General features: G+C 63.7%; 13 protein-coding genes. 8 read left to right on the top strand and 5 right to left on the bottom strand.

Going from position 1 to position 17,355, the window contains the following annotated elements:
* Positions 1 to 32: 32 nt before the first annotated feature.
* Positions 33 to 1,436: a PTS galactitol transporter subunit IIC gene (locus ASD99_RS31235; RefSeq protein WP_056583356.1), complete on the bottom strand. Its 1,404-nt coding sequence runs from the start codon at positions 1,434 to 1,436 to the stop codon at positions 33 to 35.
* 335 nt (positions 1,437 to 1,771) lie between these two features.
* Here ASD99_RS31235 and ASD99_RS31230 point away from each other — a divergent pair, with 335 nt between their 5' ends.
* On the top strand, positions 1,772 to 3,088 hold the full coding sequence (locus ASD99_RS31230; protein WP_056583420.1) for an NAD(P)H-dependent oxidoreductase: 1,317 nt from the start codon (positions 1,772 to 1,774) through the stop codon (positions 3,086 to 3,088).
* Between the two features lie 4 nt (positions 3,089 to 3,092).
* On the opposite strand, the gene proC is transcribed toward ASD99_RS31230, so the two are convergent.
* From proC to ASD99_RS31215, 3 genes are all read right to left on the bottom strand, one after another.
* The gene (gene proC / locus ASD99_RS31225; protein WP_057145989.1) at positions 3,093 to 3,908 is read right to left on the bottom strand and encodes a pyrroline-5-carboxylate reductase; all 816 of its coding nucleotides are present in this window, start codon (positions 3,906 to 3,908) and stop codon (positions 3,093 to 3,095) included.
* 61 nt (positions 3,909 to 3,969) lie between these two features.
* A complete protein-coding gene (locus ASD99_RS31220) occupies positions 3,970 to 5,316 on the bottom strand; it encodes an O-antigen ligase family protein (RefSeq protein ID WP_056583349.1) in 1,347 nt (448 codons plus the stop codon).
* Positions 5,285 to 6,283, bottom strand: a complete 999-nt coding sequence (locus tag ASD99_RS31215) for a glycosyltransferase family 2 protein (RefSeq protein ID WP_057145988.1) — start codon at positions 6,281 to 6,283, stop codon at positions 5,285 to 5,287. Before ASD99_RS31215 ends, ASD99_RS31220 begins: the two co-directional genes overlap by 32 nt.
* A 171-nt stretch (positions 6,284 to 6,454) precedes the next feature.
* On the opposite strand from ASD99_RS31215, the gene ASD99_RS31210 reads away from it, so the two are divergent.
* The 3 genes from ASD99_RS31210 to ASD99_RS31200 are packed head-to-tail and all read left to right on the top strand — an operon-like array spanning position 6,455 to position 9,344.
* Entirely contained in the window at positions 6,455 to 7,627 is a 1,173-nt protein-coding gene (locus ASD99_RS31210) for a glycosyltransferase family 4 protein (protein ID WP_057145987.1), read from the top strand.
* A complete protein-coding gene (locus tag ASD99_RS31205) occupies positions 7,624 to 8,418 on the top strand; it encodes a WecB/TagA/CpsF family glycosyltransferase (protein WP_056583339.1) in 795 nt (264 codons plus the stop codon). Before ASD99_RS31210 ends, ASD99_RS31205 begins: the two co-directional genes overlap by 4 nt.
* The gene (locus tag ASD99_RS31200; protein ID WP_057145986.1) at positions 8,415 to 9,344 is read left to right on the top strand and encodes a DUF6492 family protein; all 930 of its coding nucleotides are present in this window, start codon (positions 8,415 to 8,417) and stop codon (positions 9,342 to 9,344) included. The genes ASD99_RS31205 and ASD99_RS31200 overlap by 4 nt, the downstream gene beginning before the upstream one ends.
* Here ASD99_RS31200 and ASD99_RS31195 read toward each other — a convergent pair.
* Positions 9,341 to 10,636, bottom strand: coding sequence for a lipopolysaccharide biosynthesis protein (locus ASD99_RS31195; protein ID WP_057145985.1), 1,296 nt, complete (start codon positions 10,634 to 10,636; stop codon positions 9,341 to 9,343). The genes ASD99_RS31200 and ASD99_RS31195 overlap by 4 nt on opposite strands.
* Positions 10,637 to 10,834: 198 nt before the next feature.
* On the opposite strand from ASD99_RS31195, the gene ASD99_RS31190 reads away from it, so the two are divergent.
* From ASD99_RS31190 to ASD99_RS31175, 4 genes are all read left to right on the top strand, one after another.
* Positions 10,835 to 13,459: a Wzz/FepE/Etk N-terminal domain-containing protein gene (locus ASD99_RS31190; protein ID WP_057145984.1), complete on the top strand. Its 2,625-nt coding sequence runs from the start codon at positions 10,835 to 10,837 to the stop codon at positions 13,457 to 13,459.
* A gap of 180 nt (positions 13,460 to 13,639) precedes the next feature.
* Complete coding sequence (folD, locus tag ASD99_RS31185) at positions 13,640 to 14,539, top strand: bifunctional methylenetetrahydrofolate dehydrogenase/methenyltetrahydrofolate cyclohydrolase FolD (RefSeq protein WP_056583330.1); 900 nt, start codon at positions 13,640 to 13,642, stop codon at positions 14,537 to 14,539.
* Positions 14,540 to 14,595: 56 nt separating this feature from the next.
* Positions 14,596 to 15,558 carry a GlxA family transcriptional regulator gene (locus ASD99_RS31180; RefSeq protein WP_013530232.1) on the top strand — a complete coding sequence of 321 codons (963 nt, stop codon included), beginning with the start codon at positions 14,596 to 14,598 and terminating at the stop codon, positions 15,556 to 15,558.
* Positions 15,559 to 15,683: 125 nt separating this feature from the next.
* Positions 15,684 to 17,345, top strand: coding sequence for a vWA domain-containing protein (locus tag ASD99_RS31175; protein WP_056583326.1), 1,662 nt, complete (start codon positions 15,684 to 15,686; stop codon positions 17,343 to 17,345).
* Positions 17,346 to 17,355 lie beyond the last annotated feature (10 nt).

Below are 17,355 nucleotides of genomic sequence, written 5' to 3'. Positions count from 1 at the left end.
ACGATCGGTTCAAACGCAAGGCGCTATCAGGTTCAGACCGTCTCTTCGGCCGGCTCGTCCTCGGCGCCAGCCGCCCTTTCCCAGCCGAGCGGATTACGGCGGTAGAGAACGAACAGCGCGGCGACGACCACCGCCATCACGATGATGCCGACAAGACCAAGTCCCATGGCCTCGATGATCACGTAGGGCACCCACAGGAAGCCGTCGACCACCGAGGTGATCTGCAGCGCGTCCGCCGGCAGCTTGAAGCCCGATGCGACTGCGGCGCTAGTGAACAGCGGCGCCAGCGCGTTGGCGACGTAGAAGCCGATGGCCAGCGTCACCGTGCCGATCACCACCATGCGGAACACGTTGCCTTTGACCAACGGCGCGGTCATGGCGACAATGAAGGGAATGACCGCCAGGTCGGCGAACAGGATGACGCGGTTGCCTGGCAGGATGATGGACAGGATGATCGCGATCGGCACCAGGATCAGCGACGACGAGATCGCGGCCGGATGGCCGATCAGGATCGCCGAATCGAGGCCGACGAGCAGCTCGCGGTCGCCGGTGCGCTTGCGTACGAACGCCTGAGCGGCGTCGGAAACCGGGATCAGCCCTTCCATCAGGATCTTGACCATGCGCGGCAGCAGTAGCATGACCGCGGCCAGCGTCATGCCGGTGCCCAGAACCTTTGCCAGCACCACGCTGAGATCACCCGCATTGTAGAAGGCGATCGCGCCGAGCACGAGGCCGATGATCAGGCCCATCACGACAGGTTCTCCGAACACGCCGAACCTGCGTTCGATCGTATCGGTGTTGATGTTGATGCGATTGATCCCGGGAATGCGGTCCATGATCCAGTTGAGCACAATGGCGATCGGCAGGATCTGCGCCGAGGCGAGGTGCGGCACGGAAATGCCGGGCACGCCGTAGAATTGCTGCACCGCGCGTGCCGACCAGTCGGCGAAGAGCAGCGACAGCGCGGCGACAAGTGCTGCGACCGCGATGCCATAGGCCAGATTGTCTGTCGCGGCGACGACCAGCGAGCCGACAAAGGCGAAGTGCCAGAAATTCCAGACGTCGACATTGAGCGTGCGCGTCATGCGTGTCAGCAACAGCACGATGTTGACGAGGATGCCGACCGGAATGACCCAAAGGCCGACCGATGAGCCGAAGGCGATCGCCGCAGCCGAAGGCCAGCCGACATCGATGATGTCGCGATGGATGCCAGTGTTGGTGACGATGGCCTTGGCAACGTCTCCGATCGACGTGAACATGAGGCCAAGCACGAGATTGATGCCGATGAAGGCGACGCCGATGGTGACGGCGGCGCGAAAAGCCTTGCTGACCTTGGCGCCCAGAACCACGGCGATGATGAAAATGACGATCGGTAGCAGGATCGTCGGGCCGAGCGTGTCGATGGCCCCTTTGAGTCCCGCGAGAACAGTATCCATTATTCCTCCCCTGGAGCCCCCGAGCCTTCGCTCGACGCCTCGCAATGTTGCTCCATCGAGCCTTTGGCGCCACGGCGCAAAGACACTCCCCAGTCCGCCGCGAGGCGCATGCTCTCCTATCTGTCGATGAACATTTGCCTTTGTTGACGAACGAATGTTTTATTGGGGCTGTTCACGACAATGTCAATTGGCAACCCTTTGTGCCAATCACCCGGGACGAATGTCCCTTTTTCGGGCGATTTCGCTGGAAAATGCCGGTCGCCAACGGTTTCGTTGGCAAATGGAACCCGTTCCCTGCTATCCGACCACAAATCACGAAGCTGTGGACTTCCTGCATGACCAATGTCGCCCTGACCGGCCTTGCCCGCGATCTCGCCAGGCGTGCCGCCGAGGGCCGCCCTGTGCGCATCGGCGTCATTGGCTCGGGCGAGATGGGCACCGATCTGGTCACGCAAGGCATGCTGATGCCGGGCATTTCGGTCTGCGCCGTCTCGACACGCCGCCCGCACACCGCGCGCGAGGCCATCCGCATCGCCTATGGCGATGAAGCCATGGCGGTCGAAGCCGACACCGCGTCGAAAGTCACCGGCGCCATCGAGAGCGGCAAGATCGCCATCACCTCCAACGAGATGCTGGTCACCAATCCGTTGATCGACGTCGTCATCGACGCCACCGGCAAGCCGGGTGTCGCCGCCGATTTTTGCCTGTCGGCGATGGAGCACGGCAAGCATCTGGTGATGATGAACGTCGAGGCCGACGTCACCATCGGTTGCTATCTCAAACAGCAGGCCGACCGACTTGGCGTCGTCTATTCGGTCGGTGCGGGCGATGAGCCGTCGAGCTGCATGGAACTGATCGAGTTTGCGTCGGCGCTCGGGCTGACCATCGTCTCGGCCGGCAAGGGCAAGAACAATCCGCTCAACCACGATGCCGTGCCCGACGACTATCGCGAGGAAGCGATCCGCCGCAACATGAACCCGCGCATGCTGGTCGAGTTCGTCGACGGCTCCAAGACCATGGTCGAGATGTGCGCCATTGCCAACGCCACCGGGCTGGTGCCCGATGTGCCCGGCATGCACGGCCCCAAGGCCGACCGCGACGATCTCGCCAAGGTACTCATCCCGCGTGAGGATGGCGGTCTGTTGCTGAAGAAAGGCGTCGTCGACTACACGGTAGGCAAGGGCGTCGCGCCCGGCGTCTTCGTCATTGTCGAGGCGACGCATCCGCGCATCATCGAGCGCATGGACGATCTGCATATCGGCCACGGCCCTTACTACAGCCTGTTCCGGCCCTATCATTTGACCTCGCTGGAAGTGCCGCTGACCGCAGCCCGCATCGTGCTTTTCGGCAAGCCCGACATGGTGCCGTTGCCAAGGCCGGTCGCCGAAGTGTGCGCCGTCGCCAAGCGCGACCTTGCCGCCGGCGAGACCTTCGATGCGATTGGCGAGACCTGCTATCGTTCCTGGACCATGACTGTCGGCGAAGCCCGTGCCCAGCGCGCCGTGCCGGTCGGCCTGCTCGAGGGCGGCAAGGTGCTGAAACCGGTCAGGAAAGGCGAATTGCTGACCGCCGACAATGCGTCGCCCGACCAGTCGACGAGGCTGTTCGCCCTGCGGCGGCTGCAGGACGAGATGCTTTACGGGGCGGACTGAGGTTTCACTTCCCCAGTTCGACAGACCGCAGCCGCGCTGCCTCCACCGCTTCGGTCAGCAGATTGGTCAGCCGGTCCTCACCCATCAGCACGGCCAGCGCCGCTGCCGTCGTGCCCTTGGGGCTGGTCACCTGCTGGCGCAGCACGCCTGGCTCCTCGCCGCTTTCGGCGGCGAGCGAGGCAGCGCCGTAGACAGTCTGCATGGCGAGCAGCTTGGCGGTTGCCATCGGCAGCCCGGCCTTCTCGGCGGCCACGGTCAGCGCCTCGATGAAATGGAAGATGTAGGCTGGTCCCGATCCCGATACAGCGGTCACCGCGTCCATCAGGCCCTCGTCGTTGATGGTGGCCACCTCGCCACTCGCCGACAGGAGGTTGGCGACGAAACGCTTGGTGTCGTCGGAGACCAGCCTGTTGCAAAACACCACCATCATGCCCTTGCCGATTGCTGCCGGCGTGTTGGGCATGCAGCGCACGATCGGTGCGCGATTGCCCAGGATCTCCTCGAAGGTGGCGGCAGGCGTGCCGGCGGCGATGCTGACGAAGGTGGTGCGGCCGTCGGCGAAGCGCTTGTAGGCGGCGGTGACGTCGCGGATCACCTGCGGCTTCACGGCGATGACGACGAGATCGGGCACGGCATCGGCTGGAATAGCGCCGGCATCGGCTGATGTGCCGCAGCCCAACGCTGCGGCGCGATTGCGCAGATCGGCATTGGGCTCGACCACGAAAACCGCGGACGGCGCAAGCTTGCCGGATTTCAGCCAGCCCGAGAGCATGGCGTAACCCATATTGCCGCAGCCGGCGAGAACAAGCCTGATCGTCATCGAAAGCCCTCCGAAGGAAGGCCTTCACATAGACGCTGGCGCTTCCCTAGGGAAGACCCCGTCAGGACGAACGGGAAGATCGTGCACCGCGATCGGGATCACGCACTGCCATCGGCCGCAGCGAGACTTGCCTGAGGCCAAGCACGCCGAGCACGAAGAACAGCCAGACCGGGTCGCCGCGATGGAAGAAGAAGCTTTCGAGGAAAGCGTTCAGCGCCGTGAACAGCACTACCATCATGAAGAAGTCGCCGAGAAAGATGTTCTCCCTGCGCAGCGGAATGCGCATGTAGTCGCGCAACGGCGCGATGAGGAAAGTATAGACCGCCACGCACAGTGCCGGAATACCCATCAGTACGGCGATGTCGAGATAGCCGTCATGACCGTGTACGATGGTTCTGATGTCCCACGGCCGGTCGAAGGGCTGGTCCTGGTTGAGCAAGAGCGGGGTGCCCCAGAAGCTCTCATAGCCGTAGCCGATCCATGGCTTCTTCGCCAGCATGCTGCCGGCGAACTCCCACAGCGTCGTGCGGCCGGTATAGGTCATGTCGGGGAAATAGATCGCCGCCAGATGTTTTATCGGCGGCAGGAAGACGATGCCCAGCGTGCCGACCGCCGTGGCGATGATCGCCAGGGCAAACAGGATCGGCGTGCCGAGCCGCATGCCTATCAGGCTGGGGAACATCACAATCAGGATCGAGAACGGCACCAGGCCGGCCGTTGTCTTTGAGCCGGTGTGCAGCATGAAGATCATCGCCGCGAAGAAGATCCCGGCGCCCCAGTACCGCTGCCCGCGCCGGTAGAGGTACAGGCCTGAGAAGCTGAGGCAGGCCATGATCGGGCCGGCGATGTTCTTGTGGGTGAACACGCCGCGCCACAGGCCGGCATGTTCGGGCTCCTGTGAGTCGGCGGTGTGCATCGCCTCGTGCGGAAAGACGATGAGGCCGAGATAGGAAAGGCCCATGACCACGACGGCGGTGAAGATGATGACTTTTGAGAAGGCCTCGGCGTCGCGCGGCAGCACCAGGATCGTCGCCATCGTCAGGATGCCGATCAGGGTGAAGGAGGCGGCGCGCATCGCCGAAGGCGGATCGGTCGCCAGGATCACCGACAGGAAGAAGAAGCCCAGCATCAGCATCCAGGACGGGCTGAGCAGCGAGCGCACCACGCGCGGATCGGCAAAGGCCATCAGCGAGAAGATCGACATGGCTCCAAGCGAACTGAAGCCAAGCTGATTGACGATGTCGCCGCCTTGACCGGTGAGCTCGGCGCCGGCCGGCTGGAACGGCCGGAACGACACCATAATGACGGTGAACAGCAGCGCGGCAATGGCAGTGGCCACGCCTTCGCGCGTGAACGCGGCGCCGAGCGGGGCGCGCTCAGTTTTTCTCAGGCTGGCGGTATTGCTCATTGGCATATCCGAATTCGGCCAGCACGCGGCCCAGCGCCACATGGACGGGATAGATGGCGATTGCCGGTGATCCGGTTCGCGCCAGCCGCATCAGGCCGCGAAATGGCGAGGCGGTAAGCAGCGCCAGGCTCTTCAGCAACACCTTGGCGTTGGCCAGTGGGGTGCCGGCGCGTTTCTTCTTTTCGACCAGTGTCGAGATGACGCCGTTGCGCAGGCTGCGGGCACGGATCCAGTCGGCTTCGACACGCCGGGCCGGAACGGTTTCTTGCACTTGCGCTTCAGCGCACCAGCCAAGCACGAAGCCGCGCTGCGCCGCCCGGCTCAGGAAATCGGAATCGCCGCCGCCCATGAAGTTGAATTTCAGATCGAGAAAGGGCGGACCCATGGCGACCAGCACGTTACGCCCGACCAGAAGATTGCCGGACGAATAGAGCGCGGGCACGCGCCCTGTTTCCCGGTAGGGAGGCGCGAACACCGGATGCTCGGCCCATCGCGCATGGGCGGGATCGGCAAACACGGGCACCTGCGGGCCGCCGACGATATCGGCGCCGAGTGTCTCCGCCGCCTTGCACATCCGTTCCAGCCACTGCGGATCGGCGATCTCGTCATCGTCGATGACCAGCAGATGCCTGAAGTTCGGGAATTGCAGGATCGCTGTCTGCCAGCCGGCATTGTAGGCGCTGCAATTGCCGCGCTCCTGCGCGATGATAACCAGACCTGACATCTCGCCGCGCTCGAACAGCGGCAGTGCCGCCTTGGAGCCGGCACGCGCCTCGGCTTCGTTTTCCATGACGATGACGGCAAAGCGCCTGCCGGTTTGCTGCGCGCGCAGCGACGCCAGTGTTTCCAGCACCTGCTCGGGCCGCTTGAAGGTCGGCAAGGTGACGACCGCTTCGACGGCCTCGACATCAAGCCGCGGCGATCGTCCAGCGATCGATACCGAGCCGTCCGATGGCAAAGGGATCATCAGTGTCCAGCCACATGGTGAGTTGGGCTCTGGTAGCACCACGGTGATAAGGTTTCGTTAATCACCTTGCACTGAGAAGCCCGCCAGGCAGGGGCTTTCGGCCGTCGAATGTGCTGGCTTAATCAAGGGTTCACCGCACTTTGCTACCGGCTACACCACTGGATAGGTGAGATGCATCTGCTGTTCGCCACATCGATCGTGCCCGACGGTGCTCTCGCCTCGGGCTACGAGATCGCCAACGCTGCGATCATCGCCGCCTTGCGGCGCGCTGGCGCGCGCGTCACGGTCATCGGCTTCACCTGGCCGGGGAAACCCGCGGCCGATCCCGAAAACACCGTGGTGCTGGGTGCGATCGACGTGCGCACGGACAATGCCTCCGCACTGCAAAAGCTGGCTTGGGTCGGTAAGGCGCTGCTTTCGGGCCTCACCTTTGCGTCGGTCAAGTTGCGCGCGGTGTCCGACGGCGATGTACTAGCTGCTGTCGAGCGCGCCGGACCGTTTGACGGCTACGTGCTGAATTCCGTGCAGTTCGCAGGCGCCTTCGAAAAGCTGTTCTCTGACTTGCCTTCGATCTTCGTTGCCCACAATGTCGAGCATCTTTCGGCGCAGGAGAATGCGGCTGCCGCCGACAGCCTCTTTCAGCGCCTACTATTCCGCCGCGAGGCGAGGTTGCTCAAGACCGTGGAAGAGCGGCTCTGTCGCCGTGCGCGCTTCATCTTCACCCTGGCCGAGGAAGACCGCGCCGCACTCGGTGTCGCCTCGCACGACCGCTCAGCGGTGCTGCCGCTGGTGACCGGGGCTCAAACGCCAACTTCGAAAGCCCCGCGCCACATCGACTGCGATGCAGCGCTGATCGGCACCTGGACCTGGCAGCCGAACCGTATCGGCCTCGACTGGTTCCTGGGCAAGGTCGTACCGCATCTACGCTCCGGTTTCCGCATCCGCGTCGCCGGCAGCATGCCTGCCGGCGTCACGTCGAAGCATCCCGGTGTCGAATTTGTCGGCCGCGTGCCCGACGCGCAGGCTTTCGTGCGCAGCGCTGCCGTCATCCCGTTGATCAGCATCGCCGGCAGCGGCGTCCAGTTGAAGACCATCGAAACCTTCGAACTCGGCCTGCCTTCGGTCGCCACCAGCCGTTCGCTGCGCGGCATCGATCATCGCCCGGCCAATTGCGTGGTCGCCGACGATCCCGCCCGTTTCGCCAAGGCTCTCGAAGCCGCGGCGGCCGACATCCGCGACGTCGACGGCAGCGCATTCCGGCGTTCGCAGGTCAAGGCGCTCGACGCCGCCATCCGGCTCGGCCTCGAAAAGCTCGGACCCGTCAGGCAGGAGGCGTTTGCATGAACATGCATTCCGCCCGCGCCGCGTTCGGGCTCGACAAGCTGAAGACGATCCTTGGTATCTCGGTGGTTGCGATCCGCTGGGACGATGCCATCGTCCTGCTGACCCGCCTGATCGCCGAGCGGCGTTTCACCAAGGTCAGTTTCCTTAACGCCCACAACGCCAACATCGCCTATACCGACCCGGTCTTCGCCGAGGCGCTCGATGATTTCCTCATCCTGCCCGACGGCATCGGTGTCGATCTGGCGGCGAGACTTCTCTATGGGGCGCCGTTTCCAGACAATCTCAACGGCACCGACTTCGTCCCCGCCTTCCTGCAGGCCTCGACGACGCCGCTGACGGTCGGGCTGCTCGGCGCGACGCGCGTCAACGCCGAAGCGGCGTCGATCAAGCTGGCGGCGCTGGCCGTGCAGCACAGCTTCGTGGTGATCCACGACGGCTATTTCCCCGCTTCGCAGGAATCGGAAATCGTCGACCGGATCGCCGCGCTGCGGCCGGACGTGCTTCTGGTCGCCATGGGCGTGCCACGCCAGGAATTGTGGATCGAACGCCATATCGACGCGCGCCACTGCACGCTGCCGATCGCCGTCGGCGCGTTGCTCGATTTCCTGAGCGGCTCGGTGCCCCGGGCACCCCTGTGGATGCGCCGGCTGCGGCTCGAATGGCTGTTTCGGTTGGCTGTCGAACCGGGCCGCCTGTGGCGCCGCTACGTGGTCGGCAATCCCCTGTTCCTGCTGCGTGTTGCCGGGCAGAGATTTTCGCGCGCATCCGAAGCTGCGAGGGACGGCCAGTGAACAGCAGGTTCCTTCCAGGCACCGCTGTCGAACCAAGCCCCGTTCGGCAGACACCGACGGCGGCAATAGTGACGGCAAGCTACGCGCCCGATTTCGAGCGCTGCCGCCTGCTGTGCGAGACACTTGATCGCCACGTTTCCGGTGCGGCGCACCACTATATTTTGGTCGAACATCGCGATGTCAGGCTGTTTCGCCAATTGGAGGCCGGCCATCGCAGCATCGTTGATGAGCGTGAATTGCTGCCGCGCTGGCTGCACGCCTTCCACGATCCGCTCAGCCTGTTTCGCCGGCGCGTCTGGCTCAGCCTGAAGACCCAGCCGCTGCGCGGCTGGCATGTGCAGCAGCTGCGCCGCATCGCGATATCAGCGCACGCATCGGAAGACGTGCTGATCTTCTGCGATTCCGACGTCGCCTTCCTGAAGCCCTTCGACTGCGGCGCCTTCTGGCGTGATGGCAAGGCGCGGCTGTTTCGCCGTGACGGCGTGCTGGCGAACGAAGGTCACGAAGAGCATCGCATCTGGTCGCGCAACGCCGGCGCGGCACTTGGCATCGACCCGTCCCGGACATCGATCCACGACTACATCTCGACGCTGATCGCCTGGCGTCGCGACACCGTGCTGGCCATGTGCGGCGAGATCCAGAAGGTCCATGGTCGCAACTGGGTCGAGGTCGTCGGCTCGGCGCGCAAATTCTCCGAATGCATGATCTACGGCCGCTACGTCGATGATCTGCTGCAGGGCGCCGGTCACTTCCACGGTTCGGAAGAATTCTGCCGGGTGCACTGGACCGGCGAGGCGCTGTCGGATGACGAGCTCCGCCACTTCGTTGCTGACATGGCGCCGGAGCAGGTGGCGATAGGCATGCAGTCCTTCATCGGCACCGATATCGGCCGCATCCGCCGTCTGATTGGGCTCGATCGCTCTTAGATAGCTTTCGCCGGCTTGCGCATCGCCGAATAGGTGAGCAGCGTCGAGGCGAGATACAAAAGCAGGAAGACGACATTGAGCGACAGCACCAGGTTCGGCGTGTCGAGGATGGTCGTCAGCACATGGGTCAAAAGCAGCGCCTTCAGCCCGGCGAGCAGGCCCAGATTGAGCGCCCGCACCAGCGTCTGGCCGCGCGCGAACAAAAGCTCGGCCTGGTATTCGACCAGATTGCGCAGCCCCGGCACGCAGATCGCCAGCACGACCAGCGGCGCGGCCTCGGCGACATTCTTGCCAAGCGCATTGGGGAAGAAATGCAGCACGATGCCGAGCGTCAGCAGCGCCAGCGTCGACACCGCGAACACGCCGCCTTCAATGCCGCTCTTGACCGCCAGCCGCGACAGCATTTCCGGCGCGCGCATCATGCGCTGCACCAGCATCATCGAGAAAGTGCGGATCGGAATGGCCGTCAGGTCGACCAGCCGCATGATGATGGCGTAGATACCGGCCAGATGCGGGCCGCCGATCGCCAGAACCAGCAGCTTGTCGAACTCCATCTGCAGGTAGAACAGCACTTCGGCGCCGGCCACATAGATGGAATCGGCCAATCGCCGGAGATAGAGCTCGATGCGCAGCCGCAGCCGCTGGCGTGGATAGAAGAAGCCGAAGGCAATCAGCAGCGAGGCGGCGTTGGCGCCGATATAGAACCACGACCATATCCAGACGCTGTGTTGCGCCCAGAACATGAACAGCACCGCGCCAAGCGCCCGCAGCGCCGTCGCCAGGATGGCCAGCAGCGCGGCGCGGCCGAACTTGCCCAGACCGTTGTTGACGATCAGCGCCACCTCCACCGGCCGCCACAGCAGCGCCTCGGCAAAGACGATTGCCGCAAACACCGACAGCGGCACGGTGTCGGCGAAGAAAATCAGATAGACGCCGAACGAGGCCGCGGCCAGCAGCGGCAGCGACAGCACGCCGAGCAGCAGGAAGCCGGCGGTGAAGGTGCCGATCAGATTGGGGCGGATGGTGGCGGTGCGGTAGAGCGCCGAGATGAAACCGAAGGCGAGGATGCGCGACAGCATGACGCCGGCCGCCGATGCGGTGGCGAACATGCCGAACTCGGAAATGGACAGCGTGTTGGCCAGTGCGATGAAATAGGCGAGTGAAAACACCAGTCGCCCACCGGCGCCGCTGATCGCCGAGAAATAGTCGCGAAGCAGCCCTCGTCGTTCGGCCAAAAAAGTGCCGATCCGGGCGAGGGGCCGCCTTTGCGGTATATCACTGGCCTGCGTCATGTCTCATGGAGAGCCTAGGCCGGAAAACTTAACGTGCCGTTCTGGAGCCTGAGGTTGTGTCGAAAATAGATGCAATCTAAGAGGGAAACCGCAGGCTCGGCGCGGGAAAATTAACCTTTTGTTTTCCATGCCTGTTTAGCGTGGCTTAACGAGTGGCCAATCGCCGTTTGCAGGTCGCCAAGGGTAAAGTTCCAGACGATGGTCGACAGGGAAAATCGCGAAGACTGGAAGCGCGAGCGCTCGTTGCTGGCGCTTGGCCAGGCTGTGCGCGGCGACGAACCCGACGCGTCCCTGGTCTCGATCGGGGATCGGGCAGACCCGTCATGGCGCGAGGATGCCGCCACGCGCCACCGCCTTGCCCGTTCGCAGCGCGAAACGCGGACGAACCCGAAGCTGTCGGATCTGGTTTCAACAGACGGATATCAGGCTGGCTATGCACCCGCTTCGTCAGCGCAGGTGACGCCCGAACGCGGTCTGTTCGCCGACGATTTTTCAACTGCCGGATCGGCCTCATCGGCCCACGCGCAAACCACGTCACGGGCAGGAACTGTTGCTGCCGAAATCGCAGGCGCCCATCGCTCCGATCGGGCCTCCGAACGCTACCATTCAGGCGACGCGCCGACGTCCCACAACGATGGCGCCGACAGCCAGCAATGGAAGCCGCTGATCGATCCGATGCAGGTGGTCCGCGGTGTCGGCAAGTCGAAGCTGCTGATCGTGACGACAACGATACTGGGTGCCGCGCTCGGCATTGCCATCGCGCTGTCGACGCCGAAGAAATACGAAGCCACCACCGAACTGATCGTCGATCCGCGCGACCTGAAGCTTACCGATCGCGATCTCACCCAGTCGGTCGTCGCTTCGGACGCGACGCTGGCCATAGTCGAAAACCAGGTCCGGGTGCTGACGTCAGGCACTGTTCTCAACAAGGTCGTCGACAAGCTCAATCTCGTCAACGACCCGGAATTCAATGGGCAAGGCAGCGGCGGCCTCAGCGTCATGTCGCTCATCCGCTCCGTCCTGTCTCGCAATGACGGGCCGGGGGGTGTCGACGACACCCGCCGCCGTGCGCTGGCTGTCGGCAATCTGGCTGAGAGCCTCTCGGTTGAGCGCGGCGGCAAGACCTTTGTCATCACCGTCAGCGCCACCACGCAGAATGGCGAGAAATCGGCTCTGATCGCCAACACGATGACGGATGTCTTCCTGCAGACCTTCGGCCAAATCCAGTCCGATACCGCAGGCCGCGCCACCGACGAACTGACGGCAAGACTGGACGAGCTACGCAAGGGCGTCGAGGCGGCGGAGCGCAAGGTCGAGGATTTCAGAGCCACGCACGACCTTGTCGATGCGCAAGGCCACCTCATCAGCGACGATGAGATGCTGAAGCTCAACGAACAACTGTCGGTTGCCCGCGCCCGCACGCTGGAACTCAATGCCCGGGCGGCCTCGGCGCGTTCGGTCGACGTCAACTCGGTTCTCACCGGTACCTTGCCGGAGGAGATCAACTCCAACACGATGAGCGACCTGCGTTCGCAATATGCGTCGCTGAAGCAGGAAGCTGACCGCGCCGTCATCCGGTTCGGCCCGCGTCACCCCGAACTCCAGGCCCTCAATGCCCAGATTGCCGGCGCACGCGACCGCATCGCCGCGGAGCTGCGCCGCATAGGCTCGTCGCTGCAGGTCGACCTCAAGCGTGCCGTCCAGCTCGAACAGGATCTCGCCTCTCGTCTGGCTCAACTCAAGGTCCGCAGCGGCGACGTCAACAGCGATCTGGTGTCTATGCGCGAACTGGAGCGCGAGGCCTCCGCCAAGCGTTCCGTCTACGAGCAGTATCTGCTGCGCGCCAAGGAGACCGGCGAGCAGAAGGACATCAACACCGCCAACATCAATGTGATCTCGAAGGCCTTCGCGCCGCTGGAGCCGAACGGGCCGTCGCGGGTCGTGGTGGCGCTTGCCGGCCTGTTGCTGGGCTTTGCCTCCGGCATTGGCCTCGGCGCCATGCGTGGCGCCTATGAGAGCCTGCGTGACACAGCCAATTCGCGCTCGCGCCGCGACCGCGGCATGGACGAACGCCGGACGCCCTACGAGGACAAGCCATATCGGGCAGCACCCTCGGCACCGCCACAACCACCAGTACCGCAGCCATCGACACCCCCGCCTGCACCGCCACCACCTGCGCCACCGCCGGCAGCACCACCACCTGTCCAGCAGACTGAGATCGCGCCGGACGAAGGCCCCGGCCGGATCCGTGCGCTGCTGTCGATGCTGGGTAAGGCCGTGTCCCGCAAGCCGTCCCCGGATGAGCCCTTCGATACCGAATGGGTCTCCGCTGAAAACGTGAAGCCAACGCAAGATCCAGCGTACCCCGCCTATCCCCAGTCGGCGCCGGCCTTTGCGCCTAGGCAGCAGGTTGCGGCAGCCTACCCACCGCCACCGCTGCCTTTCCAGCCCGGTGGCCATGCCCCCCATCCGCAGCAGATGGCGCAGCCGCCATTGCCTCCGCAGATAGTGCCGCAGCGACCATATTCGGGCCCGCAGCTCTATCCCTACGCGCAGCCATTGGGCTACACGCAGCAGCCCGGCCATCCCTATTCGCAGTCCATTCCGGCCCCCAATGCCGGACAGCAGCCCTATCCGCCTCAGCCTGCTTCTGAGTCTTATCCGCAGCCGCCCATCCCGCCTCAGCAATCGGTGGAGACGCCGCGGACCAAGGCGGATGTCGAGCAGCAGGCGCCAATCGAGGAAATCCGCGCCAGCCTGCGCGAATTCCGCGAAGCGGTCCGCGAACTGACCGAGAGCCGCGCGCGCCGCAGGTATTTCTGAGCCACAAAATTCTTCGCGGCGCCATACAAAAACATGCCGGTTTCGCGTAAGCGGCATGGGAAGGCGCTTTGGCGGGATTGCGTGTTGGAATTTTCGTGAAAATGCCAGGCTGTGAAAGATCGAAAAGCGCGTCGCTTCCGGAAGCGACGCGCTTGGGCATTTTGGTGTTGAGGATGGTCCATGGCCGAAATGATTGATGGTAAGAGCGTCGCCGAAGATGTGGTGCGGACGGTCAAGGCCCTGACGGCCGAACTGGTTGCCAAAGGCAAGGCAAAGCCCGGTCTTGCCGTGGTCATCGTCGGCGAGGATCCGGCCAGCCAGGTCTATGTCGCCTCCAAGTCGCGCACAGCCAAGGAATGCGGCTTTCATTCCGTCCAGCACACGCTGCCGGCCGAAACCTCCGAACAGGCATTGCTGAAGATCATCGGCGACCTCAACGCCGATCCGGCCATCAACGGCATCCTGGTGCAGCTTCCGCTGCCGGCCCATATCGACGCCGGCAAGATCATCCAGACCATCGCGCCGGAAAAGGATGTCGACGGCTTCCATTTCATCAATGTCGGCAAGCTTGGCACCGGTGAACTCGAGACCGCCTTCGTGCCCTGCACGCCGGCCGGCTCGATGCTTTTGATCGAGCGCGTGCGCGGCAAGGACCTGTCCGGCCTAAATGCCGTCGTCGTCGGCCGCTCCAACATCGTCGGCAAGCCGATGGCCAATCTCTTGCTTGCTGCCAACTGCACCGTCACCATCGCCCACAGCCGCACCAGGGATCTGCCGGCACTAGCCCGCACCGCCGACATTCTTGTCGCGGCCGTCGGCCGGCCGGAAATGATCAGGGGTGATTGGGTGAAGCCCGGCGCCACCGTTATCGATGTTGGCATCAACCGCATTCCGGCGCCGGAAAAGGGCGAGGGCAAGTCGCGCCTTGTTGGCGATGTCGCCTATGCCGAAGCGGCCAAGGCCGCCGGCGCAATCACGCCGGTGCCCGGCGGTGTCGGGCCGATGACCATTGCCATGCTGATGGCCAATACGTTAGCCTCTGCCTACCTTGCGGCCGGATTGAAACGGCCGTCCTTCTGACCCGCCAGAAAGCCGCAGCTTTGCCGAACCCCACTATTCCCTTGGAACGGCCGGCCATGACCGATCCCGTTCAAGGCGGCCGGCAGTTCGCTTTCCTGCTGGTCGACAAGTTCTCCATGTTCTCGCTGGCCGCGGCGATCGACACGTTCCGGTCGGCAAATCGGTTGCTCGGCCGCGACTTCTATGGCTGGACCACGGTGTCGGCCGACGGCGATCCGGTGATGGCCTCCAATGGCCTGCCGCTCAAGATCGACTACGCCGTTGCCGACCTGCCGCCGGTCGACATCCTCTTCGTCTCGGTCGGGCTGACGACGGAATTTCCCGGCAAGAGCAAGGTGCTGGCGGCTTTGCGCAGCTGGGGCAGGCGTGGCAATGCGCTGGGTGCCTTGTCGGTCGGTTCCTACCTGCTGGCCGAGGCCGGCCAGCTCGAAGGCTATCGCTGCACCATCCATTGGGAAAACCGCGCCGGCTTCGTCGAACGCTTCCCCGACATCAACTGCACGGGCAACGTCTTCGAGATCGATCGCAAGCGCTATACCTGCGCCGGCGGCACCACCTCGATCGACCTGATGCTGGAAATCGTGCGCGGCGATTTCGGCTCGAACCTCGCCAATGGCGTCGCCAACCAGTTCCAGCACGAACGCATCCGCTCGGCCGGCGACCGCCAGCGCGTCGGGCCGGAACGTGACCTGACCGGCAAGTCGGAGAAGCTCAGGCGCATCGTTGAACTGATGGCCGACCACCTCGACGAACCGCTGTCGGCCGTGCAACTGGCCAAATCCGCCGGCCTATCGGTGCGCCAGGTCGAGCGCCTGTTCCTGCGCCATCTCAGCGTCACGCCTGGCCGTTATTACATGCGGCTGCGGCTGGAGCGGGCGCGCGAATTGCTGCGCCAGACCAACATGCCGATCCTCGACGTGGCGATCGCGACCGGCTTCACCTCGCATTCCTACTTCGCCCAGAGCTACCGTCTGCAATTTGGCAGGCCGCCCTCGGAAGAGCGCCGCACGACGTACTGAGCGGATTTTCGCTTTCGCCGAAAAGTTTGGCATTCGGCCCCTCCCAGCCTTGCCCGGACTTGTGTCCTGACGCCGCGTCAAATAGCTTTCCCGCCCGGATCAGGGGCGGATTTGAGGAGATATCGATGGCGGGACTTGCACGGAGCGTCGCTGCGGCGATCCTCCTTTTGTCGATGACGACATTCGGCTTTGCCGCAAACAAGGTCATCATCATTCTCGATGCCTCCGGCTCGATGTGGGCGCAGATCGACGGCAAGCCCAAGCTCGAAATCGCCCGTGAATCGCTGAGGTCAGTGCTTCAATCGGTCCCCGCCGACGATGAGATCGGCTTCATGGCCTATGGCCATCGCGAAAAAGGCAGCTGCGACGATATCCAGTTGATCGTGCCGCCACAGGCAGGTTCGGCGAGCGCCATTTCGGCCGCCGCCGACAGCCTGAAATTCCTCGGCAAGACGCCGCTGACGGCGGCCGTCAAGCAGGCGGCCGAAGCGTTGAAATACACAGAGGACAAGGCGACCGTCGTGCTGATCACCGACGGACTTGAAACCTGTGGCGGTGATCCTTGCGCGCTCGGCAAGGAGCTCGAGGCGTCCGGCATCGATTTTACCGCCGACGTCGTCGGCTTTGGTCTGACCGCCGACGAGGGCAAGCAGATCGCCTGTCTTGCCGACAACACCGGCGGCAAATACATCCAGGCGTCTGACGAGAAAGCGCTGCAGGAGGCGCTTGTCGAGACCGTGGCGGCGCCAGCGCCGGCACCTGCTCCTGAACCGGCGCCCGCACCTGCCCCCGAGCCTGCCAAACCGGAATTCAACTTCATGCCGACGGCAGTGCTTGCCGAGGGCGGTGATCCGGTCACCGACGGCAATGCCTGGGAAGTCTACAAGGCAAAGTCCGACGGCACGCGTGGCGACAACGTCACCACCGAATACGGCGCCTACAAAGCCAATCTGGAACCGGGCGATTACGTCATCGTCGCGCGCGACGGCGAGGCCAAGGTGGAGCAGAAGGTAAAGATCGAGGCAGGCCAGGTCGCCAAGCCAGTCTTCACCTTGAATGCCGGCACGCTCATCATTCATCCGCGACCAAGCGCGGGGGCTGATGTTGTCGATGGCGCGGCTGTCGTGATCGACTACCCGGGTGCCGACAACCCCGCAACCTACTATGGGACCACCAAGATCGTGTTGCCGGCCGGCGACGAGAAAGTGACGGTCACAATCGGCCAAGGCGTGGCTTCCGAGTCGATACCGCTCGCTGCGGGCAAGACGGTCGAAAAGGACATCATCGTCGGCGTCGGGCATATCGTTGCCAACGCCTACTATACCGCTGGCGGCGACAAGGCCGACGGTTCGGGCATCGGCTTTAAGGTGTTCAAGGCGAAAAAGAAGATCGACGGGACTAGGGAAGAAGTGACTTATGCCTATGGTCCCGACAGCAAGTTCGATCTGCCGCCGGACGATTATGTATTGATCGCGACGGTCGAGTTGGCAGAGGTCGAGCAGCCGTTCACGGTGAAGGCCGGTGAGTCTCAGGACGTGAAAGTGGCCATGAATGCCGGCGTGCTGGCAATCACCGCCGCGCCCGGCGCCTCGAAGATCGAGATTTTCGAGACGAAGAAGGACATCAACGGCAACCGCAAGTCGATCGGCTATAATTACGACGCGAAGTTCCAGACCACGCTGCCAGCCGGCGACTACGCGATTGTCGCCGACACCTCCGAGAACGGCTCAAAGGAAGGCACGGCTACGGTCAAGGCCGGCGAACGCGTCGAGGTCACCGTCAAGTAACTGCCTTAAC

Source organism: Mesorhizobium sp. Root695, from assembly GCF_001428185.1.
GTDB lineage: Bacteria > Pseudomonadota > Alphaproteobacteria > Rhizobiales > Rhizobiaceae > Mesorhizobium.
This window is presented reverse-complemented; position numbering and strand designations above follow the sequence as displayed.